We start from the raw sequence: 23,263 nt of genomic DNA on the forward strand, positions 1-23,263 counted from the left end.
ATGCGCCCATCCAGCCTCCCCCTAGCAGCAGACTTCCCAAGGGTGCTCCTATCCCTGGTTTCGGCCCGCCTCGATTGTGGAGCGACGGAGCGAGGGAGCGAAGCGACTGAGCGTAGGAGTGAAAAATCGAGGCAAAGGGCGCCGAAACCCCGCCGGAGCGGAGCGAAGGCCGAGGACACTAGAGTGGCCGAAAGATCATTCGAGCCTAGGGATTGTGTGGGATGAGTTCGGAACTGCAGGTCGATATCTCCGCCGGCGTCGCTGTCCTCACTCTCAACCGTCCGGCGCAGCAGAACGCCATGACACCGGCGATGGCGGAGGCTCTCGGTGCCGCGTTGCGCCGGTGCGACACCGAGGACGCGATCCGCGCGGTGGTGCTCACCGGGACTCCGCCCGCGTTCTGCGCGGGCGCGGATCTGTCCGATCGGACCGGTGATGTCAGTGGCATGATCGACCCGCCGCCCTGGCAGATCCGCAAGCCGGTGATCGCGGCGGTGAACGGGCATGCGGTCGGGATCGGGCTGGCGTTGGCGCTGCAATGCGATCTGCGCTACTTCGCCACCGATGCCGTGTACGGCCTCAATCAGGTGCGTCGCGGTGTCATGGCCGACGGGTACGCGCATTGGACGCTGCCGCGGCTGGCGGGTATGGCACGCGCCGCCGACATCATGCTGACCGGGCGCACCTTCGACGGTGACGAGGCGCAGCATCTGGGCTTGGCCAACAACAGCCTGCCCGCCGGGGAAGTGCTCCCGACCGCGTTGGCGGTGGCCACCGATTTGGCGACCGGTTCGGCACCGTTGCCCACGGCGCTGAGCAAGCGGTTGCTGTGGGAGGGGCTGGGGATGGGGCCGGACGCGGTCGGCCGGCTGGAGGCGGATCTGCACGGCTATGTCGGCGACAGCGCGGACGCCGGCGAAGGTATGGCGGCGTTTCGTGACCGTAGGCAACCCCGCTGGACCGGCAGTATCAGTGCCGAATGGCCCGCCGGTGAGCTGGCACCTCCGGTGCCGCGTCACGGATTGGACGCCGGCGACGCCGAGTGAGGTGTGGCTAGTCAGCCGCCGATCAGTACCAGCAGGAATATGCAGGCGGTGACGACCATCATCAGCGTGCCGATGATGCCGATGACGTAGCCGACCAGCACCTGGGAACGGCCGCCGATCGTGCCGCCCGACAGCTCGATCTGGTCGAGCGCCCGCTTGCCCATCACCCAGGCGATCGGACCCAGTGCGCCGCAACACAACATGCTCAGCACCCCCAGAACCAGCACCGTCGTCGCGTGCGGATGCTCGACCGGGTTGCCTGCAGGCGCCTCGGGTAATGAGCCCCAGTACTCGGGATGGTTCATGGCCACCCCACGAGTTTACTGGGAAATGCCGATACCGCGGGGTATCTCGGCGCTACCGGCGTTGGCGGGCTATGTCGGCCAGCACCACGCCCGCGGCCACCGACGCGTTGAGTGATTCGACGGGGCCGGCCATGGGGATGCTCAGGATGGAGTCGCAGGTTTCGCGGACCAGCCGCGACAGGCCCTTACCTTCCGAGCCGACGACCACCACTGTCGGTGTGCTGCCGTCGAATTCGTCCAGCGGCATATCGCCGCCCGCGTCCAGGCCCACCACCTGCAGCCCCGATTTCGCCCAATCCTTCAGGGTGCGGGTCAGATTCGTCGCACGCGCCACCGGAAGCCGGGCCGCGGCCCCGGCGCTCGTGCGCCAGGCCACCGCGGTGACGCTCGCGCTACGGCGCTGCGGGATCACCACGCCGTGGCCGCCGAACGCGGCGACCGAACGGATCACCGCACCCAGGTTGCGCGGGTCGGAGATGTTGTCGAGCGCGACCAGCAACGGGGCCGTGCCCGAGTTGCGGGCCGCGTCCAGCAGGTCGTCGGGATGTGCGTACCGGTACGGCGGCACCTGCAGGGCCATGCCCTGATGTAATCCGTTGGTGCTCATGCGGTCCAGATCGGTGCGCGAGACCTCCAGGATGGAGATACCGGCATCGGCGGCGCGCTGGACGGACTCGGTGAGCCGGTCGTCGTTCTCGGTGCCGAGCGCCACGTACAGCGCGGTCGCCGGCACCTCGGCACGCAGACACTCCACGACCGGGTTGCGTCCGAGTACCAGCTCGGGACCGTCGTCGCCCTTACGAGTGCTGGGACGGCCACCACCGGGTCGGCGGTTCTGCTGTCCCTGAGCTGCTTTCGCCGCGGCGCGGGCACGTTTGGCGGCCGGATGCTTGTCCCGCATCACCGCGGGTGGGGTGGCGCCGCGGCCTTCCAGCCCCTTACGGCGTTTACCGCCACTGCCCGTCGTCGCGCCTTTCTTGGTGCCACCCTTGCGGATTGCGCCTCGACGCTGCGAATTGCCTGCCATCAGTGTGCCTTTCGTCTGGGTCGCGATACCCGCACCCGGTCAGCAGGCTTCGCTCGGTCGATCATTTGGTCAGCGACCATTCCGAGCCGTCGGCGGTGTCGACGACCTCGATACCGGCCGCGCCGAGACGGTCGCGCACGGCGTCGGCGGTGGCCCAATCCTTGGCCCCGCGGGCCTCGCGGCGCCGCTCGAGCTCGGCGCGAACCAGCACGTCGAGTGCCGATTCCGCCGCCGTGGAATCCGAGGCCGCGGTGGCCCAGTGCTCGTCCAGCGGATCGACACCGAGAACCGCGAGCATGGCGCGCACCTGTCCGGCGGCCGCCCGCGCCGATTCGGTGTCCCCGGCCTGCAGCGCTCGGTTGCCTTCGTGCACGACGCGGTGAATTTCGGCCAGTGCCTTCGGAATCGCGAGGTTGTCGTCGAGCGCCTCGGCGAAGGCATCGGTCCACTTTCCGACCGCAACCGCACCGGCACGTTCGGCGGTGCGCTGCACGAAAGCCTCGAGTCGCTGATAGGTCTGGGCGGCGTCGTTCAGCGCCTGCTCGGAATATTCGAGCATCGACGCGTAATGGGCACTGCCCAAATAGAAGCGCAATTCGACCGCGCGGACCTTGGTGAGCATATTCGGCACCGACAGGGTGTTGCCGAGCGATTTCGACATTTTTTCCCCGCCGAGCGTAACCCAGCCGTTGTGCAGCCAGTAATTCGCGAAACCGTCACCGGCCGCGCGGGACTGGGCGATTTCGTTCTCGTGGTGCGGGAAAACCAGATCCATGCCGCCGCAATGGATATCGAATTCCGGGCCGAGGTAGAACTCGGCCATCGCCGAGCACTCCAGATGCCAGCCCGGGCGACCCGGTCCCCACGGCGAGGGCCAGGTCGGCTCACCCGGTTTGGCCGCCTTCCACAGCGTGAAATCGCGCGGATCGCGTTTGCCCGCGCCGGCGCTCTCACCCTGCTGCACATCCTCGAGTTTGTGACCCGACAGTGCACCGTAGTCGGGGAAACTGCGCACGTCGAAGTACACGTTTCCACTCGAGGCGTAGGCGTGGCCGCGGTCGACGAGCCGCTGCATCAGATCGATCATCTGGGTGATGTGCCCGGTGGCGCGGGGCTCCACCGACGGCGGCAGCACCCCCAGAGCCCGGTACGCCCGGTCGAAGGCGCGCTCGTGCGTCGCGGCCCATTCCCACCAGGGACGACCGGCTGCGGCGGCCTTGTTGAGAATCTTGTCGTCGATATCGGTGACATTTCGCACGAACGCCACGTCGTATCCGTTCGCGGTGAGCCAGCGGCGCAGGACATCGAATGCGACACCGCTACGGACGTGTCCGATATGCGGTTCGCCCTGCACGGTGGCGCCACACAGGTACACCGAGGCACGTCCGGGGACCAGGGGGGTGAAATCCCGCATGGTCCGCGTCTCGGTGTCGAACAGGCGCAGAGTCACGACCAGCCATCCTAAGGCTTGTTGAACAACGGTATGGGTGGGCCCCTCCAATAGTCCGTGCCACATCCACCGAGATGCGCGCGTGGACCGGTGCAGGGGTGGTTCGGCGGGATATCTCCCGCGGGCGAATTACGGCCGGAATATGACCGGCCGCAGTACCGGAATCACTATTCGGTACTACATCGCCCGAGCAACAACGCGGTGGCCACCGCGGCCACCCCCTCGCCCCGGCCGGTGAGTCCCAGCCCGTCGGAGGTGGTGCCCGAGACCGCGACCGGCGCATCGAGAAGCTTGCCGAGAACCTGCTGTGCTTCGGCGCGTCGCGGGCCGATCTTCGGGCGATTGCCGATGATCTGTACCGCGGCGTTGACGATCCGATAACCGGACTCGGTGAGCAGCCGCCGCACTTCGGTCAGCATCGCGGCGCCGGACACACCTTCCCATTCGGGCCTGCCGGTGCCGAACACAGCGCCGACATCGCCCAGGCAGGCCGCCGACAGCAGGGCGTCACAGAGCGCGTGCGCGGCCACATCACCATCGGAGTGGCCGGAGCAACCGTCGTCGCCCTCGAACAGCAGGCCGGCCATCCAGCAGGGCCGTCCCGGTTCGATCGGGTGCACATCGCTGCCGATGCCGGTGCGCAGCGCGGACAGATCGGCCGATTCGATCATCGGGGCACCGCCGTCCGCTTCTCCTGCTGCCCGCCGACCTGACCAGAGGTGTGGTCGGCGCCGGACAGCAGGGCTTCGGCGAGCCGTAGGTCGAGTGGTCCGGTGATCTTGAATGCGAGTGCATCGCCGGCGATCACCCGCACGGTCGCGCCGCAGGCCTCCACCAGCCCGGCATCGTCGGTGGCCGACAGTTCGGCCGCGTAGGCGGTGCGCAGCAACTCGGCGTCGAATCCCTGGGGAGTCTGGATGGCCCGTAGTGCGGCGCGCTCGGGTGTGCCGGTCACCGCACCGTCCGCGCTCACCGACTTGATGGTGTCGGCTACGGGAAGCCCCGGTACGACGGCGCGATGCCCGGCCGCGAGTTCGGCGACTACGCGTGCGATCAGGGCCGGTGGTGTCAGCGCTCGGGCTGCGTCGTGCACGAGGATGTGCGTGGCGTCGGAGGCCGCGGCCAGTCCGGCGCGCACGGAGTCGGTGCGTTCGGCGCCGCCGGGGACCACGTCGACCGGGATCGAGCTGGCCGCGTGGGCACGGGCGGCGAGCAGTTTCCGGGCGTCATCGAGCAGCTCGATGGGCGCCATGATCACGATGCGGTCCACGACCCCGGACGCGATCAGGCCGTCAATTGCGCGTACGAGCATGGGACTGCCGCCGACGGGGACGAATGCCTTGGGCGTGGCTTCACCCAGGCGAACGCCCCGACCGGCGGCAGGAACCAATGCCACAACACGACGAGGGGTGTCGAGCGTCAAGGCGGTGCGGTCAGGAAGCCGCGGCGAGAACCTCGTCGAGCAGGGTCTCGGCCTTCACGTCGTCGGTGCCCTCGGCGAGCGCCAGCTCACCGACCAGGATCTGCCGGGCCTTGGCCAGCATGCGCTTCTCGCCGGCGGACAGGCCGCGGTCCTGCTCCCGGCGCCACAGGTCACGGACGACCTCGGCCACCTTGTTCACATCGCCGGAGGCGAGTTTCTCCAGGTTGGCCTTGTACCGCCGAGACCAGTTCGTCGGTTCCTCGGTGTGCGGAGCGCGCAGCACCTGGAAGACTCGATCGAGACCTTCCTGGCCGACGACGTCGCGGACGCCGACGTATTCCGCGTTCTCTGCGGGAACCCGAACGGTGAGATCGCCCTGTGCGACCTTCAGGACCAGATACTCTTTCTGAACACCCTTGATGGTGCGAGTCTCGATAGCTTCGATCAGCGCCGCTCCGTGGTGGGGGTAAACGACGGTGTCTCCGACCTTAAAAATCATGTGTCCCGTGCCCCTTTCGATGTTCACAGTTTAACATGCGACTCGATAACGCCGCGATCAACGGCGCAGGTCAGGGCCACAACTGGCCGACGCTGGGGCTTGACAGATCGCGAAGCGTGTGCATGCCGTTGTGCCAGAACAGAATCCGGTACACACTCGGCGCGCGGCGACATTGCGGCGGACCGGTCCACACCGACCACCCTGCGTACTACTACGCTGCCTACTACTACTCTCCATCGTGGAGTGAGACGGTCGACATGGAGGACAACCCGTGACTGCCCTGAAAGCCATCACAGCGTCGAATGGGACCAAGGTGTCACGCTGCGCGATCGCCGTCGCAGCGCTGGCCACCGGTGCGGCGCTGGCGTTGTCCGGATGCAGTGCCGGCCAGATCTCGCAGACCGCGAGCCAGGTCCCGGCCGTGAACGGCAATGCCGCCACCGTCGGCAATGTGGCGCTGCGCGATGTGCGCATTCTGCTGCCGCAGTCCGAGGAGTACACCAACGCCAAGGGCGGTAAGGCCGTCCTCGCTTTCAGTGCGATCAACGAAGGCTCCGCGAAGACCGACAAGCTGGTCAGTGTCACCACCGATCTCGGCAAGGTGAACTTCATCCCGTCCGCACCCGAACTGGCGCCGGGCCAGACCGTGCTCGCCGGTAGCGCGGAGGAGGTCGCGGCGGCCCGCGCCGACCAGGGGGCACCGACCTCGGCTCCGAACCCGGCTCCGGCGTCGAGCGCGGCGGCCACCCCCACCCCTGAACACAGCGCGTCCCCGCGCGAAGAGGGCGCCGGGACCGCCGATCAGCCGGCCGACCCGGCCGCCAACCCGCTGCTGGTCGAGATCACCGACCTCAGCGAGGACGTCGTGCCCGGCCTGACCTACGGTGTCACCTTCAACTTCAAGGACGGCGGCACCGTGCAGATGCAGGTGCCCGTCGACGCCGGCCCGAAGACCCCGCGCCACGAGTCGGCGACGCTCGAAGAGCACGAGGGCCACTGAGCCCCACCCCGCCGGGCCCTGCCGCGGTGCGCCCCGCCCCATCGCGACCCGGCCCGTCGGACCTCGGGCACCCGGACCGGTTCGTGCCGGTCGGTCCGCACTACCCGGACCTGTCGCCTCCTGTCGTTAGGCTGCGCACGTGGCCAAGGTGAAGTCGCTGTACCGGTGTTCGGCGTGCGGTAACGAGGTTGCCAAATGGGTGGGGCGCTGCCCCGGATGTAGCGAGTGGGGAACCGTCGACGAGGTGGTCGCGGCTCCGGGGGGATCGAATGCCTCCGCGGGGCGCCGCGCGCTGCTGCCCTCGACCGCGGCAGCGCCCATCTCGACCATCGATTCCCGGATCACCCGCGCCCGTCCCACGGGCGTCCCGGAGCTGGATCGAGTGCTCGGCGGGGGAGTGGTCCCGGGCTCGGTGGTGCTGTTGTCCGGCGAACCCGGGGTCGGTAAATCGACGCTGTTGCTCGAGGTGGCGCACCGCTGGGCGCGGCAGCGCGAGGAACGGGCACTGTATGTGACGGCGGAGGAGTCCGCCGGGCAGGTCCGGTTGCGGGCCGACCGCACCGATGCGGTGCACGACCGGGTCTACCTCGCGGCCGAATCCGATCTGGCCACCATTCTCGGTCACGTCGAGCAGGTACGCCCGACGCTGCTGGTCGTCGACTCGGTACAGACCATGCTGGCCGCCGACGCCGACGGTGTGATCGGCGGTGTGACGCAGGTCCGCGCCGTCACCGCGGCACTGACCGCACTGGCCAAGGCGAGCGGGATCGCGGTGCTGCTGGTCGGTCACGTCACCAAGGACGGAAACGTCGCCGGCCCGCGCACCCTCGAACATCTGGTGGATGTGGTCCTGCAGTTCGAGGGCGACAAACATTCCACGTTGCGCATGGTGCGCGGCATCAAGAATCGCTTCGGCAGCGCCGACGAGGTCGGCTGTTTCGAGCTGCACGAGGACGGTATCGCCGGGGTCAGTGACCCGTCCGGGCTGTTCCTGCACCATCGTGAGGACCAGGTACCCGGTACCGCCGTCACGGTCGCGATGGACGGCAAGCGGCCGCTGCTCGGCGAGGTGCAGGGGCTCACCGTGTCCACCCCGGTGCCCGCGCCCCGGCGCGCGGTGAGCGGACTGGACTACAACCGGGTGTCGATGGTGCTGGCGGTGCTGCAGAGCCGCTGCGGGGTATTTCTCGGCAAACACGATGTGTACGCGGCCACCGTCGGCGGGATGCGATTGACCGAGCCGGCCGCGGATCTCGCCGTGGCGGTCGCGATCGCCGGGGCCGAGCGCGATATCGCGCTGCGCGCGGGGATGGTGGTGCTCGGTGAAGTGGGCTTGGCGGGTGAGGTGCGCCGGGTCGCGGGGGTCGGCCGTCGCCTGCGAGAAGCACAGCGGTTAGGTTTCACCGAGGCGTTGGTACCGCCCGGAACCGACCGCACCGGTATCACCATGAAGGTGCACGAGGTCGCCAGCGTCCGCGCGGCACTCGCCTCCAGTGGTTTGTCGAAGCGACGACGTGAGCGTACGGAGGCGGAATGATCCCTGGCCGGTGGAAGCCGCAGCGGCCCGCCCGCCCCGTGTCGTTTCCACGCGACACGGAGAGACGGGGGCGAGCCGAGTTGCGGACACCGGCCGGACCGGACACCGGCGCCGCGGCTACCGGGGCGGATGCTGCCGAACCGGCCCGTACGATCGCCCGCCTGGTCCCCGGCACCGAGCTGCGTGACGGGATAGACCGCATTCTGCGTGCCCGCACCGGCGGACTGATCGTGCTCGGGTACGGCGCCGAACTGGAGGCCGTCTGCGACGGTGGATTCGAGCTCGACGTCGGCTTCTCGCCGACGAGGCTCCGCGAACTGTCGAAAATGGATGGGGCGGTGGTGCTTTCCACCGATGGCCTGCGAATCCGGCGCGCCAATGTGCATCTGGTACCCGATCCGGGGCTACCCACCGCCGAATCCGGCACCCGGCACAAGGCCGCGGAACGCACTGCTGCGCACACCGGATACCCCGTGGTGTCGGTGAGTCGTTCGACCGGCATCGTCACCGTCTACGTGGCCGGGTTCCGGCATCAGATTCAGCGCTCGGAGACGATCCTGTCGCGGGCCAATCAGGCCATGGCGACGCTGGAACGCTATCGGTCGCGCCTGGAGGAGACCACGCGGCAGTTGTCGCTGGCGGAACTGAGCGACCGCGCGACCCTGCGCGATGTGCTGGCGGTGCTGCATTGTCTGGAACTGGTGCGTCGGATCGCCCGCGAAATCAGCTCCGATGTCGACGAACTCGGAGTGGACGGCCGCCAGCTGTCACTGCAGCTCGCCGAACTCGTCGGCAACAGCGACCCGCTGCGCCGCCTGCTCGTGCGTGACTATCTCCGGATCTCGGGTACCGCGAGTACCGCTGCCGAGGCCGCAGCGACGAGTCCTGTCGCTGCGGCAGCGGGGAACTCCGTTGCGGCAGCCGGGGACTCCACTGCGTTGCCCGGGGGCTCGGCTGTGGTTCCCGGAGACGTGCTGGTCGATCGGACCCTCGCCGGGCTGGATGCCCTGCTCGAGGTGGAACTGCTGGAACTCACCAATCTGGCTGCTCCACTGGGTTTCCCGGCGGCGATCGAGGTGCTCGACACCGCGGTGGTGCCGCGCGGTCACCGCCTGCTGGCCGAGATCCCGCGCGTCTCGCCACACAGTGCCGAACGTGTGATCGCCGCCTTCGGTGCGCTACCGGTGCTGGCGTCGGCGAGTATCGCCGAGATCGAGGAGGTCCTGGACGGCGATACACAGCTGGCACAGCGCATTCGTGAGGGTCTGACCCGGCTGGCCGAGTCCGGCACGGTGCGAGTCACCGAGTCCGGCGGTGCGCGGTTCAGGCGATATTGAAGGTCTCGGGATCGCTCTGTACCGAACCGAATTGCGCCACGACGGCGTAGCCGCCCGGCGGAACCGGTACCCGATCGCCGGCGCAGCCCGGTTGTGAGGTGGTGCCCGACCAGGTGAGTGAGAACGGTGCCTGCTCGCCGCCCTTCAGGGTGCGAACGTCGGCCGCGCCGCCCTGATCGCAATCCGTGCTGGTCCACAACCGGCGCTTACCGTCCAGCGACTGCACCCACACCTGTTGCATACCCGATCCCATGTCGCGCGTGCAGGCGCTGGTGGAGATATTGGTGATCACCACGCTGAACACCGGTTGATCGCCGGACTTGTATGTCGGCTGACCGACCGAAGCCTTCACCGCCAGTGACTGATCCGGGCACTGTGGCGGCGGATTGCTGGCGGTGGAGTTGACGGTGCCCGAGGTGGTCTCCTTCGAGTCGGCGTCCGTGGAGGTCGCCGGCGGGGGACCGCTCTGTTTCGCAGCCGATACCGAGGTCGAGGCGGCTGCGGCGGCCTTCGGATCCTCGTCGTCGCCACCACCGCGTAGCAGCATCATCGCCAGCCAGACGACCAGCGCGAGGGCGACGATCAGCGCACCGATGGCGAGCAGGCGGCGACGCCAGTAGATCTCCGGGGGGAGCGGTCCATTCGGTTCCAGCACGAGACCAACGGTATGTGCATATTCGAGCGGTTTCACTCAGGTACGCGGCGTGTCGGCACCGGGACGGCCGTGATGCCGGGTACATTTCCGCGCTTCACTCGCGGTGGCCGCAGACCACCGCGAGTCGCATAGCAGTGGTTCAGACCGCTTCGCCGATATCGCCGATCACCTTGTGCAGCTGGGCACGGCCGTCGGCAAGCTTGTAGTTCACACAGGCGATGGCGAGCCGCCCGGCGTCCACCCGGTCACCCACGATGCGCGACCGCTCGGTGAGCATGCTCGCGGTCTCCTGCACGTGGCGCGCCTCGAGTTCGTCGACCTCGTGCAGGCCCTCGCGGCGGCCGTTCAGGATGGACGGCGTCACCCGCTCGACCAGGCTTCGGATGAAGCCGCCGGGGACCGTGCCCTCGTCGAGCGCGTCCAGCGTGGCCCGGACCGCACCGCAACTGTCGTGGCCCAGCACCACGATCAGGGGAATGTTGAGGATCTCGACGCCGTATTCGATCGAGCCGAGTACCGACTCGTCGACCACATGGCCGGCGGTGCGGACCACGAACATATCGCCGAGGCCCTGGTCGAAGATGATCTCGGCGGCCACCCGGGAATCACCGCACCCGAACAGAATTGCTCGCGGATGCTGACCGGCGACGAGTTTCGTTCGATCGGCCGCACCCTGGCTGGGGTGCTGCAGCGTACCGCTGACGAACCTGTCGTTACCCTCGCGGAGAGACTTCCAGGCACTGATCGGGTTGGTATGAGGCATGAGTCCCATTTTCCACGGCCGCCGAGCTACCGGCGAGTCCGTCGGGCTACGAACAGGCAAATCGCGGGTGTACGGCAGGTGTACGAAACGGTGATCAGATGAGGTCAGACGTCCGGTATGTCTGGTTTGCTGCGTTGAGCTGTGAAGATACTGAGAAATTGTTCCCGGACACCGGATCTGTTCCGGCTGCACCGGGGGTCGCGCCCGAATCGCCTGTGTACGGGGCTGTTCGGTGATGAAACGAGGTGGCGTGGAACCGGCGGGCGGTATCGACAGCGATGTGCTGATCGACTGGTACGAGCACTCGGCCCGGGATCTGCCGTGGCGGCGGCCCGGGGTCACGGCGTGGCACATCCTCATGAGCGAGATCATGTTGCAGCAGACGCCGGTGGTACGGGTCGAACCGATCTGGCGCGAGTGGGTGGCACGCTGGCCGGTCCCTTCCGCGATGGCGGCGGCTGCGCCGGGGGAGGTACTGCGAGCCTGGGGCAAACTGGGATATCCGCGCCGGGCCCTGCGCCTGCACGAATGCGCCGGGGTGCTCGCCACCGACCACGATGACGTGGTGCCCGCCGATGTGGACGTGCTGCTCGGGCTGCCCGGGATCGGCGCCTACACCGCGCGGGCGGTGGCCTGTTTTGCGTACGGGCAGCGGGTGCCGGTGGTCGACACCAATGTGCGCCGAGTGGTCGCCCGTGCGGTCCACGGCCGCGCGGAGGCCGGTAATCCCCGTGCCCGCGACCTGGCGGACACCGAGGAACTGTTGCCGGTCCGGGTGGATCGCGCGGCGGTGTTCTCCGCGGCCCTGATGGAACTGGGTGCCACCGTCTGCACGGCCCGCACTCCGGACTGCGACCTGTGCCCGCTGCCGCGGTGCGGATGGATCGAAGCGGGCCGTCCGGCCTCGGATGTGGTGCGTCGCACGCAGAAGTACGACGGCACCGATCGGCAGGCCCGCGGTCGGTTGTTGGATGTCTTGCGCGGTGCATCCGGCCCGGTCGAGCGGGTGGCACTGGATCTGGCCTGGACTCGCGATCCGGGACAGCGTGATCGCGCGCTCGATTCGCTGCTGGTCGACGGGTTGATCGAACAGACCCGTGACGGCCTGTTCGCGCTTGCCGGGGAGGGCTGAGCGGACGGACGGTGCCGCAGCCGTGCTGTTCGACGGCTAATCGACGGCAGCTTCGATACGCCGCGCGGGCGTAGCGGGTCCGGCAGCCGCCGGTCCGGCTGTGCCGCTCCGGGCGCCGGTCGTATCGCCCGCGGTCCCGGTGGCATCATCCGACGGGCCGGGCGCGCGGAGTGTTGTCCGGCGGCGCGCGGTCAGCACGGGCTTGGCGACGAATCGGCACAGCAGGTAGATCACGAAAGAGATCGTGGTGATGAACGTGGACACCGGCACCCCGGGAGCCAGCGACAGCACGATGCCGCCGACCGCAGCGATCTCGGCGAACAGCACCGACAGCAGGGTCGCATGCAGTGGGTTGGCGGTGACCTGTGCCGCAGCGGCGGCCGGGGTGATCAGCAGGGCCAGCACCAGCAGCGCCCCGACGATCTGCACGCCGAAGGCCGCGGTCACACCCAGCAGCACGGCGAAGATCACCGACAGGGCCCGCACCGGAACGCCGCGGGCCACCGCGACCTGCGGATCGGTGCTGGCGAACAACAGCGGTCGGTAGATGAACGCCAGCACCAGCAGCACGCCCACGGTGCACAGCGCGAGCAAGGTCAGCCCGTTGTCGCCGACACTGACCACCTGCCCGGTCAGCAGGGAGAATTTCGATCCGGCGCGGCTGGGTCCGAGCCACAGGAACAGCACCGACAGGCCGAGCCCGAACGACATCACCACCGCGATCACCGAATCGCGTTCGCGCGCCTTGGAGCCCAGCAGCCCGAACATGACCGCGGCCACCACCGAGCCGACGATTGCGCCGGCGCCGACTCCGACGCCGATCAGCAGGGCCGCGGCCGCACCGGTCAGCGACAGCTCACTGGTGCCGTGGACCGCGAACGACATCTGCCGGTTCACGATCAGCGGGCCGATCATTCCGGCCAGCAGACCCAGCAGTGCGGCCGCGATGACCGCATGCTGGACGAAATCGTAGGTCAGCAGGTCGGCCGCGGTCTGCAGGTCGAGCATGCGGGTGAAGACGTCGGAGAGTTTGTCGTTCATGCGCGGACTCCCTCGCCGTGGTGGGTGCCGAGTGCGTCGATCTCGTCACCGGTGCCGACGACGACCAGCCGCCCGCGCACCCGCAGCACCTCCACCTCGGTGCCGTAGAGCTCGGAGAGCACCGGCGAGGTCATCACCTCGTCGGGTGTGCCGATCCGGAATTTGCCGTCCACCAGGTACAGCACCCGGTCGACCAGGGGCAGGATCGGGTTGATCTCGTGGGTGACGAACAGGACGGCGGTATCGTGCGTGCGGCGCCGGCGGTCGATGAGCTCGGACACCAGGCGCTGATTGGCCAGGTCCAGGCTGAGTAGCGGCTCGTCGCACAGCAGTACTCGTGGATCGCCGGCCAGTGCCTGCGCGACTCGCAAGCGCTGTTGTTCGCCGCCGGACAACGATTCCAGCGGCGCCTTCGCGAACCGCTGGGCCCCCACCTGGGCGATGGCGTCATTCACCCGGCGTCGGCGCTCGGCGCGACCCCGCCAGCCCAGGCCCCAGCGGTGGCCGTCCACGCCCAGTCCGACCAGATCGACACCACGCAACTGCACGCCCGCATCGATGGTCTTCTGCTGTGGCACGTACCCGATACGGGGGTTTCCGAGCCGGGCCGGTGTTCCGCCGATGTCGACCGTGCCGGCGCTCGGGGGCAGCTGCCCCAGCAGCATGCGCAGCAGTGAGGTCTTCCCGGAACCGTTGGGACCCAATACCGCGACGAATTCGCCGGCCGCGACGTCGAGATCCAAGCCTTCCCACAGCGTGCGGGGTCCGAAGGCCAGGCCCGCACCGCGCAGCGATACCGCGGGAGTTCCGGACTCCGGCGACGTTGTGTTGCCGGGCTCGCAGAACGTGCAGTCGGAGGTGTCGAAGCCGGGGCGCAGATTGTCGGGATTCGCAGCCGGATCTCCGGGCTCGCTGCCTACCCCGTCGGGCACAGCGTGGCCGTCGTTCTCTAGTGCAGTGCGACTCTCGTCGTCGTTGCGTTCGACGACGTTCGGCTCGGTAGGTCCGGGCATCGGTGCCCTCCTCAGTCGAGTGCCGCGGCCAGAGTGGTCGCGTTGTCGGTCTGCCAGGTCACGAAATCTGTTCCCTCCGGAAGGGTTTCGGTGACCTCGACGATCGGAACGCCGGCGCCCTTCGCAGTCGCGGCCACATCCTTCGTGGTCTTGTCTTCGGTCTGGATGTTGTAGACCAGTGCGCGAACCTGTTTGCCGTCCAGCAGTTCTCGCACCGCGGCCAGATCGGCGGGAGCCGGATCGGTGCCCTGTTCGATCGCCTCGGCGAAGGAGTGCGGGGTGCGATCCTCGGTATCGGCAGCGCGGAGCAGGTAGTGCGCCAGCGGCTCGGTCTGCAGCACGGGCGTTTTCGGATGCGTCGTCGCGACGTTCGTCATGATCGCAGTGATATCGGCGAGCCGCCCGTGAAATGCCGCGGCGCGGTCGGTGAAGGCCTGCTGGTGCGCGGGATCGATGCGGCCGAGTTCGTCGGCGATCTTGTCCGCGACCGCGCCGACCGTGGCCATGTCGTACCAGACGTGTTCGTTGTCGTCACCGGCCGCCGCGCCGGTGCGCAGGTCGAAGGCCGACAGGGTCGGTTTGTCGCGGCCCTGCGCGGCCTGCTCGGCGAATTCGTCGTAGTGGCCGCCGTTGTAGACCACCAGCGCCGCATCGCGGATCGCGGCGGCATCGGAGGCGGTGGTCTGATACGAGTGCGGGTCCTGATTCGGGCTGTCGATGATGGATTTCACCTCGACATCGGCACCGCCCACGGCGGCGGCGACACTGCCCCACACATCGGTGGAGGTGACGATCGTGGGCATCCCGGAGTCCGCGGACGAGCCGGAACAGGCGGCCAGCGTAGCGGCGGTGGTGATTCCCAGCGTGGCGACAGCGATCCGGACGGCGAACTTTCTGATCACGCGGGAACTCCTGGACACACAGACTCCGTGCGGCACACAGACTCTTAACGGAAACGATTTCCATTTAAATGTAGCGCATCTGTCCAGGAACGGTGACATTCCGGCACCGGCAAACCGGTGTGAGACCAGCCACGAAGCTGGTTCCGGGCCCGGATGCCCGCTCGTCGCGCGAACGGGGCCGGGCCCGGAAACGAGAGTTCGCGCTACTGAACGAGCGCAGCCACCGGTTGACTCAGCAGCTGCGCACAACGCAGCAGGCCCAAATGGCTGTAGGCCTGCGGGTGATTACCCAGTGAACGCTCGGCTACCGGATCGTATTCCTCGCTGAGCAGGCCGGTCGGCCCGGCGACATCCACCAGTTGCGCGAACAGGGCCTCGGCCTCCTCGCGCTTGCCGATCAGCAGGTACGCCTCGACCAGCCAGGCGGCACACAGATGGAATCCGCCCTCGCCGCCGGGCAGACCGTCGTCGTGGTGGTAGCGGTACACCGTCGACCCGCTGCGTAGCTCGGCCTCGGTCGCCACGACCGTTGCCGCGAAACGCGGATCCGACGGTTCGATCAGACCGCTGAGCCCGATGTACAGGGTCGCGGCGTCCAGATCCGTGCCGTCGTAGGCCGCGGTGTAGGACTGCGCTTCGTCGTTCCAGCCCTTCGCCTTGACCTCTTCGGCGATGGTTTCGCGCAGTTCGAACCAGATTGGTTCGGTGGCACGGTCGAACCGTTCGGCCAGTGTGATCGCCCGGTCGACGGTCAGCCAGCCCATCACCTTCGAGTACACGTGGTGGCGCGGGTTGCCGCGGATCTCCCAGATGCCGTGATCGGGTTCACGCCAGCGTCGCTGTACCGCCGAGACCATGGCCTCGACCAGTTCCCAGTCCCGGTCGGGCAGTGCTTTGCCGGGGTCGGTGATCCCTTTGGCTTCGCGGGCCGTCGCCAGTGCGGAGATCAGATCCACGATCGGGCCGAACACGTCCAGCTGGACCTGCATATTCGCGGCGTTACCCACCCGAACCGGCCGGGAGCCGGCATAGCCGGGCAGCTGGTCCAGCACCGCCTCCGGCGGCAGTGTCTCGCCGTAGAGCGTGTACAGCGGGTGCAGGCGTTCCGGCCCGGCGAGGGTGTCGAGCACCCGGTGCGTCCAGGCCAGGAAGTCCTCGGCCTCGGTCAGCGAGCCGAGCGTGACCAGCGCATGTGCGGTCAGTGAGGCATCGCGCAGCCAGCAGTAGCGGTAGTCCCAGTTGCGGACGCCACCGATGTCCTCTGGGAGGGAGGTGGTGGCCGCGGCCATGATCGAGCCCGAGGGGGCGTGCACCAGGCCACGCAGGGTCAGCGCCGAGCGCTTCATCAGGTCCGGCTTCAGCGGCGGCAGATCCAGTTCCGAGGACCAGCTGTGCCAGTAGTGCTCGGCTACTCTGCGACGCTCCGTCTCACTCACCATTGCCGGTGCGAGATCGGAGGTGCCGCAGCGCATTTCGAGTACGACCGGACCGTCCGAAGGATCGACCACCGCGCGAGCGACGTGATGGATGCCTTCCTCGACGATCTCCCAGGCCACCCCGGGCGAGCGCAGCACGATCGGGTCGTTGGTGCCGTGCACGCGCAACCCCGCGGGTTCGCGGATCAGGGTGACCCGGACCTGCCCGAATTCCGGGCGGGGCGCGAAGGTCACCACGGCCTTGGCGTCACCGGTGATCACCCGGGTCAGATCCGTCCGTTCCAGCGCCACATCGTGTGGTAGATAGTCGACGACCTTCAGGCTGGACCAGCGGGTGACCACGGTCATGGTGCCGTCGACGTAGCGCTGCGACAGCGGCAGGCCCTGGCGTTCCGGGGCGATGCTGAAATGTCCGGCCGCCGGACCACCGAGCAGGTGGGCGAACACGGCCGCCGAATCGGGTTCCGGATGGCAGAGCCAGGTGACGGTGCCGTCCGGGGTCAGCAGCGCCTTGGAACGCGGAGAGGCCAGCATGGACAGGCGCTCGATGCGCGGTGCCGAGGCGCCGGCCAGCCAGGTGCGGCGTTCCTCGAGCAGGTAGGCCAGTGCCTTGGCGACCTCTTCGGTGCTGTCGACCCGGTATTCGGCCGAGCTTTCGCCCTCGCCGACCTTGATGCCGATATCCGGCCCGGACAGCCGGGCGAAGGCCTTCTCGTCGGTGACGTCGTCGCCGAAGAAGACCGCGGCCGAGGCGCCTTCCTGGTGCCGGATGATGTCGAGTGCGGCGCCCTTGTCGGTCCGGATGACCGCCAGCTCGATCACCGCTTTACCTTCGGTGACCTGAATGCCGACCCAGCTGGCCGGGCCCTGCCGGGCCAATTGCAGTGCCCGCCGCCCCACTTCGGGAACCGCGTTGCGCACGTGCAGCGCGATGCTGGCGGGTTTGGCCTCCACCGTCACACCGGGATGGTCGGCGGCGATCGCGGCCAGGGCGTGCCGCACCTCGGTCAGTAGTTGTTTGGCGTCGTTATCGATGGCGTGCACGAAGCCCACATCGAATTCGGACCCGTGGCTGCCGATCAGTTGCACCTCGACCGGGAGCCGGGACAGCGCCGCGAGATCTCGCAGCGCGCGGCCGGAGATGACGGCCGCGGTGGTAGTACTCAGGCCGGCCAGCGCACGTAGTGCACTGACCGATTCTCGATGCGGATAGGCCTTGGCCGGGTCGGACACAATGGGCGCGATTGTCCCGTCGTAGTCCGAAGCGACCAGTAGCCGCGGTACGCGGGCTACGGCCGAGAGGGCTCGGCGAAGTTCGTGTGGCAGATCCTGTGCGCTCACGCATCCAACCTAGTGATCGGAGGAGATTTTTCAGGGCGCGAGAAACTTTACTGGGTCCTCGTTGCCCACTTGTTCGCGCAGTGATACCTCTCGATTACCCACTCCGGCGCCGCCGATGCGGCACCGTTTTCACGAGGACTTTTCGCCCAGCAGCAGATCGACGGTCAGCTCGAGACGCTCGGTGACGTCGGTGGCGGAGGCGCGCCGGGTGAGCCATGCCACCAGATTCGACAGCCACACGTCACTGATCACGCGGGCGATCGCCATATCCCGTTCGGTCGGCTCACCCTCGTTGAGAGCACGGGCGAAGAAGCGGTCCATCACCTTGCCGACCCGATCCACTTCGGCGGCCGCGGAGGCGTCGGCGAACATGAATGCTCGGGTCATCGCCTCGGTGAGCAGCGGGTCACGCTGCATGGCGCGGGTGATCTGGGTCAGCATCAGGTGCATGCGCTCCTGCGGGCTCTGACCGGCCAGCGGTTTGCGTTTGCTGTCGAACTGCTCGAATTCGCGCGCCAGGGTGGACACCAGCAGGTGCACCTTCGACGGGAAGTACCGGTAGAGGGTGCCGACTGCGACATCGGCGCGGTCGGCGACCGCGCGCATCTGCACGGCGTCGTAACCGCCCTTGGAGGCGAGGGACAGGGTGGCGTCGAGGATTCGCTTTCGCCGCTCGCGCTGGGCGGCCGAGCTCAGCTCGTCTTCGCTGAGCGTGTTCACCGTCGCGCTGTTACGGGCACCGTTGCCCGCACCCGAGTCGGAAGCCTGCTCTCGGGAGGGACTGGCCATGGGTGAAAGTCCTTTCCTGCACTCACGTCGGTTCGGCGGCCGGCGCGCGGTGGTAGGTCGAGCAGTGGATGGGACTGCCCTTGACTTACGCCCGGCCGTCACATTAGAACATGTTCTAGGTGTGGGAGTCACGCCGGAAAGGCGGTATGGAGTGTGACCATCGCCACCACTGACGAGCATAAAGCCGTTCAGGAGTCGATGCGCGGGTGGGCCCGAGCGGCTCAGCCGATTGCAACAATGCGCAGTGGCGGACCGGGGTCGTGGCGTGAGTTCTGGCCGGGACTCGTGGACCTCGGGATCTTCCGCGTCGCTGTGCCGGAGGAGGCGGGCGGCGCAGGTGGCTGCGTCGCCGATCTGGCCGTGCTGATCGAGCAGGCCGCACATGATCTCGTGGGCGGGCCGGTAACGGCTACCGCGCTGGCCGGCCTCGTTGCCGGTGACACCCTCGACGAGGCTACGCCCTGCGGAATTGCGCTGGTAGAGCCTGTTGCGGTGTCCCACAACGGGACCGGTGACCTCGAGCTCACCGGCACCTGGGACACGGTCTACGGTGCCGACGAACACACCGCGCTGCTGCTGCCGGTTCGCACCGGCGAGCGGGAAGCGTGGTGTCTGGTCCGGCCGGGTGCCGTGGGCGTGCACGTGGCGGAACTCACCGGCCTCGACACCGGTGTCCCGCTGGCCCGGGTCGAATGCGCCGGGGTCACGGTGTCGGCCGCGGACACCTTCGCGCCCGGATACACGGTGTCGGATGTGGCCGCGGCCCTGATCGCTGCCGAGGCCGCCGGGATTGCCGGATGGTGCCTGGAGACCGCGGTCGAGTACGCGAAGGTGCGTGAGCAGTTCGGTCGCCGGATCGGCCAGTTCCAGGCCGTCAAGCACATCTGTGCCTGGATGCTGTGCCGCACCGAGCAGGCTCGTGCGGTGGCCGCCGATGCCGCGGCCGCCGTCGATTCCGGAAGTTCCGAGCTGGGCCTGGCGGCCGCGATCGCGATGTCGATGACGCTGGACGCCGCGGTGGAGAACGCGAAGGACTGCATTCAGGTCCTCGGCGGAATCGGCTTCACATGGGAGCACGACGCGCATCTGTATCTGCGTCGCGCCACCGCGCTGCGGGCCGTGCTGGGCGGCTCGGCGCACTGGCGTGCCCGGGTCGCCGAACTCACCGCGGCGGGCGTGCGGCGCACGGTCGGCGTGGAGCTCGGTGCCGACGGTGAATCCGACTGGGAGGCACTGGGCCTGGACGCGGCGCAGGTCGCTGCGCTGGACGCGGATGTGCAGCGGATCGCGGCACTGCCGGCCGACGAGCATCGTGCGGCCCTCGCCGACGCGGGTTTGCTGGCCGCGCACTGGCCCGAGCCCTACGGTCGTGGTGCGGGCCCGCTGTTGCGGAGCCGTATCGACGACCGGATCCGCAGCGCCGGAATCGACCTGCCGGACCTCAACATTGCCAACTGGGCGGTTCCGACCCTGCTGCAATGGGGGACGCCCGAGCAGATCGAGCGCTATGCGGGCGCCACCCTGACCGGTGAGGTGATCTGGTGCCAGCTGTTCTCCGAACCGGGCGCCGGCTCGGATCTGGCAGCGCTGCGCACCGTGGCCGAACGGGTCGAGGGCGGCTGGAAGCTGCGCGGCCAGAAGGTGTGGACCTCGCTGGCCGACCGGGCCACCTGGGGAATCTGCCTGGCTCGCACCGATCCGTCGGCGCCGAAGCACAAGGGCATCAGCTATTTCCTGGTCGATATGAAGAGTGCCGGGCTCCAGATCCGGCCGCTGGTGGAGATCACCGGCGAGGCACGCTTCAACGAGGTCTTCCTCGACGATGTGTTCGTCCCGGACGACTGCGTGGTCGGTGAGCTCGGCAACGGCTGGCGGATCGCCCGCTCGACGCTGTCCGCGGAGCGGATCGCGATGGGCGGTAAGGGGATCGGTGACGAACTGGAAGCCGTGATCGCCGCGGCCCCGGCCTCGGGCCCGGGTGCGGAAGTGGTGGCCGATCGCCTCGGCGCGCTGGTCGCCGAGTCGGTGGCCGGGACCTTGCTGGAGGCCCGCGCCGCTCAGAAGATGCTGTCCGGTGGCGACCCTGCCGCGGAGAGCAGCGTACGTAAATTGGTCGGTGTGCGACACCGGCAGGCGGTGGCTGAGTTCGCCGTCGAATTGTCCGGTACGGCGGGTGCTCTCGACACCGATCTGGTGAAGGAATTCCTGCTCACACGCTGTTTGTCGATTGCCGGTGGTACCGAGCAGATTCTGTTGACCGTCGCCGGTGAGCGGATTCTCGGGCTACCGCGTGAATCGCAGAGCTAGTCCCCATTTCACACCGGGAGCTTGAATTGGACTTCACCAGAGACGAGAGCCAGGACGCTGTCGCCGAGGTTGTCGTAAGTTTGCTGGAACGCGAGAGCGCGCGCGATATCGCGCTGTGGCCGGTCGTGGCCGAGAGCGGCCTGCTGGCCGTGCCGCTGCCGGAACGGTTCGGCGGCGACGATATGGGCCTGCTGGAGGTCTCGGCCATGCTCACCGAGCTGGCCACCGACGCCGCGCAGACACCGGCACTGGTCACCCTCGGCTTCGGTGTGCTGCCGTTGCGCGCGCTCGGCGTGCCGGACGAGGTGGCCGAGCAGGTGTTCCCGGCCGTTGCGGAGGGCGGGGTGATCACCGCCGCCCTGCACGAGCCGGGGTCCCCGTTCACCGTGAAGCCGGAAACCTCGGCGGTGTCCGACGGTGTCACCGTGCGGGTCACCGGCACCAAGGTCGCGGTGCCCTATGCCGACACCGCGCGCTGGATTCTGGTACCCACCGACAGCGGGATCGCCCTCGTCGACGGTGCGGCCGCGGGAATCACCCGTACGCCCAGCCCGAGTTCGGACGGCGTGCCGGAATTCTCGCTGCGCTTCGACGGAGTCGAGGCCCCGGCGGCGCACCTGCTGCCGGACGGCATCGCGGAGCTGCAGCGGTTCGCCCTGGCGAGCATCGGCGCTGTGGCCGACGGACTGCTCAAGGGCGTCGTCGCGCTGACCGCGGAACACGTGCGGACCCGAGAGCAGTTCGGGCGGCCGTTGGCCCAGTTCCAGGCCGTGGCACAGGAAATCGCCGACGTGTACGTCGTGTCGCGCACCCTGAGTGTCGCGGCCGCCTCGGCGGTATGGGCTCTGGCACAGGAGGATCGCAGTACCGAACACGCCGAGCGCGTCGACGACGATCTCGAGGTGCTGGCGTATACGGTGGCCGCCGAACTGCCCAAGGCCATGCAGCAGTGTCATCACCTGCACGGCGGGCTCGGCGTCGATATGACCCACCCACTGCACCGCTACTACTCACAGGCCAAGGACATCGCCCGCTGGCTCGGCGGTGCGTCGTTCCGGCTGGACCGATTGGGAGTCAGATGTTCATCGAACTGACCGCGGAACAGCGGCAACTGCGGGACGAATTACGTTCCTACTTCACCGGTCTCGTCACTCCTGAGGAGGAGGCCGAGATGCAGGTCAACCGCCACGGTGACGCCTATCGTGCGGTGGTCAAGCGGATGGGACGCGACGGCAAGCTCGGTCTGGGCTGGCCGAAGGAGTTCGGTGGGGCCGGATTCGGACCGCTGGAACAGCAGATCTTCTACAACGAGGCGGTGCGTGCCGATGTGCCCGTTCCGCTGGTCACCCTGCTGACCGTCGGCCCGGCGTTGCAGTCGTTCGGCACCGAGGAGCAGAAGCAGAAGTTCCTGCCCGGAATCCTCACCGGTGACGTGCATTTCGCGATCGGCTACTCCGAGCCCGATGCCGGCACCGACCTGGCCGCGCTGCGCACCTCCGCGGTGCGCGACGCGAACGGTGACTGGGTCGTCAACGGGCAGAAGATCTTCACCACCGGCGCGCACGAGGCCGACTTCCTCTGGCTGGCCGTGCGGACCGGCACCGTCGAATCCCGGCACAAGGGGATCACGATCCTGATCGTGGACACCAAGGATCCGGGGTATTCGTGGACGCCGATCATCACCGCCGACGGTGCGCACCACACCAACGCCACCTACTTCGACAATGTGCACGTGCCCGCGAGCATGACGGTCGGGGAGGAGAACGGCGGCTGGAAGCTGATCACCACCCAGCTCAACCACGAGCGGGTCAGCCTGGGACCGTCCGGCAAGATCGAGCAGCTCTACGAGCGGTTGCGGGAATGGGCGCAGCAGCAGGGCGTGCTCGGTGAGGGCGATGTGCGGCGCGCATTGGGCCGCCTGCACGCCCAGGTCCGGCTCAACGAGCTGCTGAACTGGCAGGTCGCCTCCAATATGGAGCGTCCCGACGCCGATCAGCGTGATGTGATCGCCGACGCCTCCGCGACCAAGGTGTTCTCCACCGAGGCACTGCAGGAGGCGGGCAGGCTCACCGAGGAGATCGTGGGACGCTTCGGCGACCCCGCCGATCCGGACACCGCTGACCTGCTCACCTGGCTGGACAAGCGCACCAAGCAGAACATCGTCGTCACCTTCGGCGGCGGCGTCAACGAGGTCATGCGTGAGCTGATCTCCCAGATGGGCCTGCGCTTGCCCCGCGTACCGAGATAGGAGTCATCCACC

21 protein-coding genes are annotated in these 23,263 nt (G+C 68.1%); 8 read left to right on the forward strand and 13 right to left on the reverse strand.

The window, feature by feature from the left end; genetic code table 11:
• Positions 1-221: 221 nt before the first annotated feature.
• A complete protein-coding gene (locus NV2_RS07765) occupies positions 222-1,046 on the forward strand; it encodes an enoyl-CoA hydratase/isomerase family protein (RefSeq protein WP_067870854.1) in 825 nt (274 codons plus the stop codon).
• 11 nt (positions 1,047-1,057) lie between these two features.
• Here NV2_RS07765 and NV2_RS07770 read toward each other — a convergent pair whose 3' ends face one another.
• The 6 genes from NV2_RS07770 to carD form a co-directional block, all read right to left on the reverse strand.
• Positions 1,058-1,351, reverse strand: a complete 294-nt coding sequence (locus NV2_RS07770; RefSeq protein WP_067870855.1) for a DUF4190 domain-containing protein — start codon at positions 1,349-1,351, stop codon at positions 1,058-1,060.
• Between the two features lie 52 nt (positions 1,352-1,403).
• Positions 1,404-2,378 carry a 23S rRNA (guanosine(2251)-2'-O)-methyltransferase RlmB gene (rlmB, locus tag NV2_RS07775; RefSeq protein WP_067870856.1) on the reverse strand — a complete coding sequence of 325 codons (975 nt, stop codon included), beginning with the start codon at positions 2,376-2,378 and terminating at the stop codon, positions 1,404-1,406.
• Positions 2,379-2,439: 61 nt separating this feature from the next.
• On the reverse strand, positions 2,440-3,828 hold the full coding sequence (cysS, locus tag NV2_RS07780; RefSeq protein WP_067870857.1) for a cysteine--tRNA ligase: 1,389 nt from the start codon (positions 3,826-3,828) through the stop codon (positions 2,440-2,442).
• 167 nt (positions 3,829-3,995) lie between these two features.
• The gene (gene ispF / locus NV2_RS07785; RefSeq protein ID WP_067870923.1) at positions 3,996-4,472 is read right to left on the reverse strand and encodes a 2-C-methyl-D-erythritol 2,4-cyclodiphosphate synthase; all 477 of its coding nucleotides are present in this window, start codon (positions 4,470-4,472) and stop codon (positions 3,996-3,998) included.
• Between the two features lie 23 nt (positions 4,473-4,495).
• Entirely contained in the window at positions 4,496-5,251 is a 756-nt protein-coding gene (ispD, locus tag NV2_RS07790; protein WP_084474110.1) for a 2-C-methyl-D-erythritol 4-phosphate cytidylyltransferase, read from the reverse strand.
• Positions 5,252-5,261: 10 nt separating this feature from the next.
• Positions 5,262-5,750, reverse strand: coding sequence for an RNA polymerase-binding transcription factor CarD (gene carD / locus NV2_RS07795; RefSeq protein ID WP_019931623.1), 489 nt, complete (start codon positions 5,748-5,750; stop codon positions 5,262-5,264).
• A gap of 271 nt (positions 5,751-6,021) precedes the next feature.
• Here carD and NV2_RS07800 point away from each other — a divergent pair, with 271 nt between their 5' ends.
• The 3 genes from NV2_RS07800 (at position 6,022) to disA (ending at position 9,624) form a co-directional block, all read left to right on the forward strand.
• Positions 6,022-6,750 carry a hypothetical protein gene (locus NV2_RS07800; RefSeq protein WP_245662495.1) on the forward strand — a complete coding sequence of 243 codons (729 nt, stop codon included), beginning with the start codon at positions 6,022-6,024 and terminating at the stop codon, positions 6,748-6,750.
• A gap of 139 nt (positions 6,751-6,889) precedes the next feature.
• The gene (gene radA / locus NV2_RS07805) at positions 6,890-8,287 is read left to right on the forward strand and encodes a DNA repair protein RadA (RefSeq protein ID WP_067870858.1); all 1,398 of its coding nucleotides are present in this window, start codon (positions 6,890-6,892) and stop codon (positions 8,285-8,287) included.
• 80 nt (positions 8,288-8,367) lie between these two features.
• Positions 8,368-9,624, forward strand: coding sequence for a DNA integrity scanning diadenylate cyclase DisA (gene disA / locus NV2_RS07810; RefSeq protein ID WP_281728494.1), 1,257 nt, complete (start codon positions 8,368-8,370; stop codon positions 9,622-9,624).
• Here disA and NV2_RS07815 read toward each other — a convergent pair.
• Together NV2_RS07815 and NV2_RS07820 are read right to left on the reverse strand one after the other, a co-directional pair.
• A complete protein-coding gene (locus NV2_RS07815; RefSeq protein ID WP_067870927.1) occupies positions 9,611-10,279 on the reverse strand; it encodes a DUF4232 domain-containing protein in 669 nt (222 codons plus the stop codon). The genes disA and NV2_RS07815 overlap by 14 nt on opposite strands.
• Before the next feature lie 139 nt (positions 10,280-10,418).
• Positions 10,419-11,042 (reverse strand): carbonic anhydrase, encoded by a 624-nt coding sequence (locus NV2_RS07820; RefSeq protein ID WP_067870928.1) that lies wholly within the window; start codon positions 11,040-11,042, stop codon positions 10,419-10,421.
• A gap of 235 nt (positions 11,043-11,277) precedes the next feature.
• Here NV2_RS07820 and NV2_RS07825 point away from each other — a divergent pair, with 235 nt between their 5' ends.
• A complete protein-coding gene (locus NV2_RS07825) occupies positions 11,278-12,174 on the forward strand; it encodes an HhH-GPD family protein (protein WP_157102800.1) in 897 nt (298 codons plus the stop codon).
• A gap of 36 nt (positions 12,175-12,210) precedes the next feature.
• Here the strand turns inward: NV2_RS07825 and NV2_RS07830 are convergent, their stop codons facing one another.
• The 5 genes from NV2_RS07830 to kstR all read right to left on the reverse strand — a co-directional run bounded on the left by NV2_RS07830 (position 12,211) and on the right by kstR (position 18,696).
• The gene (locus tag NV2_RS07830) at positions 12,211-13,215 is read right to left on the reverse strand and encodes a metal ABC transporter permease (protein WP_084474114.1); all 1,005 of its coding nucleotides are present in this window, start codon (positions 13,213-13,215) and stop codon (positions 12,211-12,213) included.
• On the reverse strand, positions 13,212-14,228 hold the full coding sequence (locus NV2_RS07835; RefSeq protein ID WP_245662496.1) for a metal ABC transporter ATP-binding protein: 1,017 nt from the start codon (positions 14,226-14,228) through the stop codon (positions 13,212-13,214). The genes NV2_RS07830 and NV2_RS07835 overlap by 4 nt, the downstream gene beginning before the upstream one ends.
• Positions 14,229-14,239: 11 nt before the next feature.
• Positions 14,240-15,130, reverse strand: coding sequence for a metal ABC transporter solute-binding protein, Zn/Mn family (locus NV2_RS07840; RefSeq protein WP_067870860.1), 891 nt, complete (start codon positions 15,128-15,130; stop codon positions 14,240-14,242).
• Positions 15,131-15,333: 203 nt separating this feature from the next.
• Positions 15,334-17,907, reverse strand: a complete 2,574-nt coding sequence (otsB, locus tag NV2_RS07845) for a trehalose-phosphatase (protein ID WP_067870861.1) — start codon at positions 17,905-17,907, stop codon at positions 15,334-15,336.
• A 129-nt stretch (positions 17,908-18,036) separates the two neighbouring features.
• Positions 18,037-18,696: a cholesterol catabolism transcriptional regulator KstR gene (gene kstR, locus NV2_RS07850; protein ID WP_084474119.1), complete on the reverse strand. Its 660-nt coding sequence runs from the start codon at positions 18,694-18,696 to the stop codon at positions 18,037-18,039.
• 153 nt (positions 18,697-18,849) lie between these two features.
• Here kstR and NV2_RS07855 point away from each other — a divergent pair, with 153 nt between their 5' ends.
• From NV2_RS07855 to NV2_RS07865, 3 genes are read left to right on the forward strand one after another with little or no spacing between them, the layout of a single operon-like run.
• Positions 18,850-21,003: an acyl-CoA dehydrogenase family protein gene (locus NV2_RS07855; protein WP_067870862.1), complete on the forward strand. Its 2,154-nt coding sequence runs from the start codon at positions 18,850-18,852 to the stop codon at positions 21,001-21,003.
• A 26-nt stretch (positions 21,004-21,029) separates the two neighbouring features.
• The gene (locus tag NV2_RS07860) at positions 21,030-22,097 is read left to right on the forward strand and encodes an acyl-CoA dehydrogenase family protein (protein ID WP_067870863.1); all 1,068 of its coding nucleotides are present in this window, start codon (positions 21,030-21,032) and stop codon (positions 22,095-22,097) included.
• Positions 22,082-23,251, forward strand: a complete 1,170-nt coding sequence (locus NV2_RS07865) for an acyl-CoA dehydrogenase family protein (RefSeq protein ID WP_067870864.1) — start codon at positions 22,082-22,084, stop codon at positions 23,249-23,251. The genes NV2_RS07860 and NV2_RS07865 overlap by 16 nt, the downstream gene beginning before the upstream one ends.
• Positions 23,252-23,263: the final 12 nt, after the last annotated feature.

The sequence above is a fragment of the Nocardia vermiculata NBRC 100427 genome (assembly GCF_001613265.1).
Classification (GTDB): domain Bacteria; phylum Actinomycetota; class Actinomycetes; order Mycobacteriales; family Mycobacteriaceae; genus Nocardia; species Nocardia vermiculata.

Coding starts and splice junctions, on each gene's coding strand:
- NV2_RS07865 (WP_067870864.1), top strand. CDS start 22,082: ATGTTCATCGAACTGACCGCGGAACAGCGGCAACTGCGGGACGAATTA.
- carD (WP_019931623.1), bottom strand. CDS start 5,750: ATGATTTTTAAGGTCGGAGACACCGTCGTTTACCCCCACCACGGAGCG.
- NV2_RS07825 (WP_157102800.1), top strand. CDS start 11,278: ATGAAACGAGGTGGCGTGGAACCGGCGGGCGGTATCGACAGCGATGTG.
- kstR (WP_084474119.1), bottom strand. CDS start 18,696: ATGGCCAGTCCCTCCCGAGAGCAGGCTTCCGACTCGGGTGCGGGCAAC.
- NV2_RS07820 (WP_067870928.1), bottom strand. CDS start 11,042: ATGCCTCATACCAACCCGATCAGTGCCTGGAAGTCTCTCCGCGAGGGT.
- NV2_RS07830 (WP_084474114.1), bottom strand. CDS start 13,215: ATGAACGACAAACTCTCCGACGTCTTCACCCGCATGCTCGACCTGCAG.
- rlmB (WP_067870856.1), bottom strand. CDS start 2,378: ATGGCAGGCAATTCGCAGCGTCGAGGCGCAATCCGCAAGGGTGGCACC.
- NV2_RS07765 (WP_067870854.1), top strand. CDS start 222: ATGAGTTCGGAACTGCAGGTCGATATCTCCGCCGGCGTCGCTGTCCTC.
- NV2_RS07835 (WP_245662496.1), bottom strand. CDS start 14,228: ATGCCCGGACCTACCGAGCCGAACGTCGTCGAACGCAACGACGACGAG.
- NV2_RS07770 (WP_067870855.1), bottom strand. CDS start 1,351: ATGAACCATCCCGAGTACTGGGGCTCATTACCCGAGGCGCCTGCAGGC.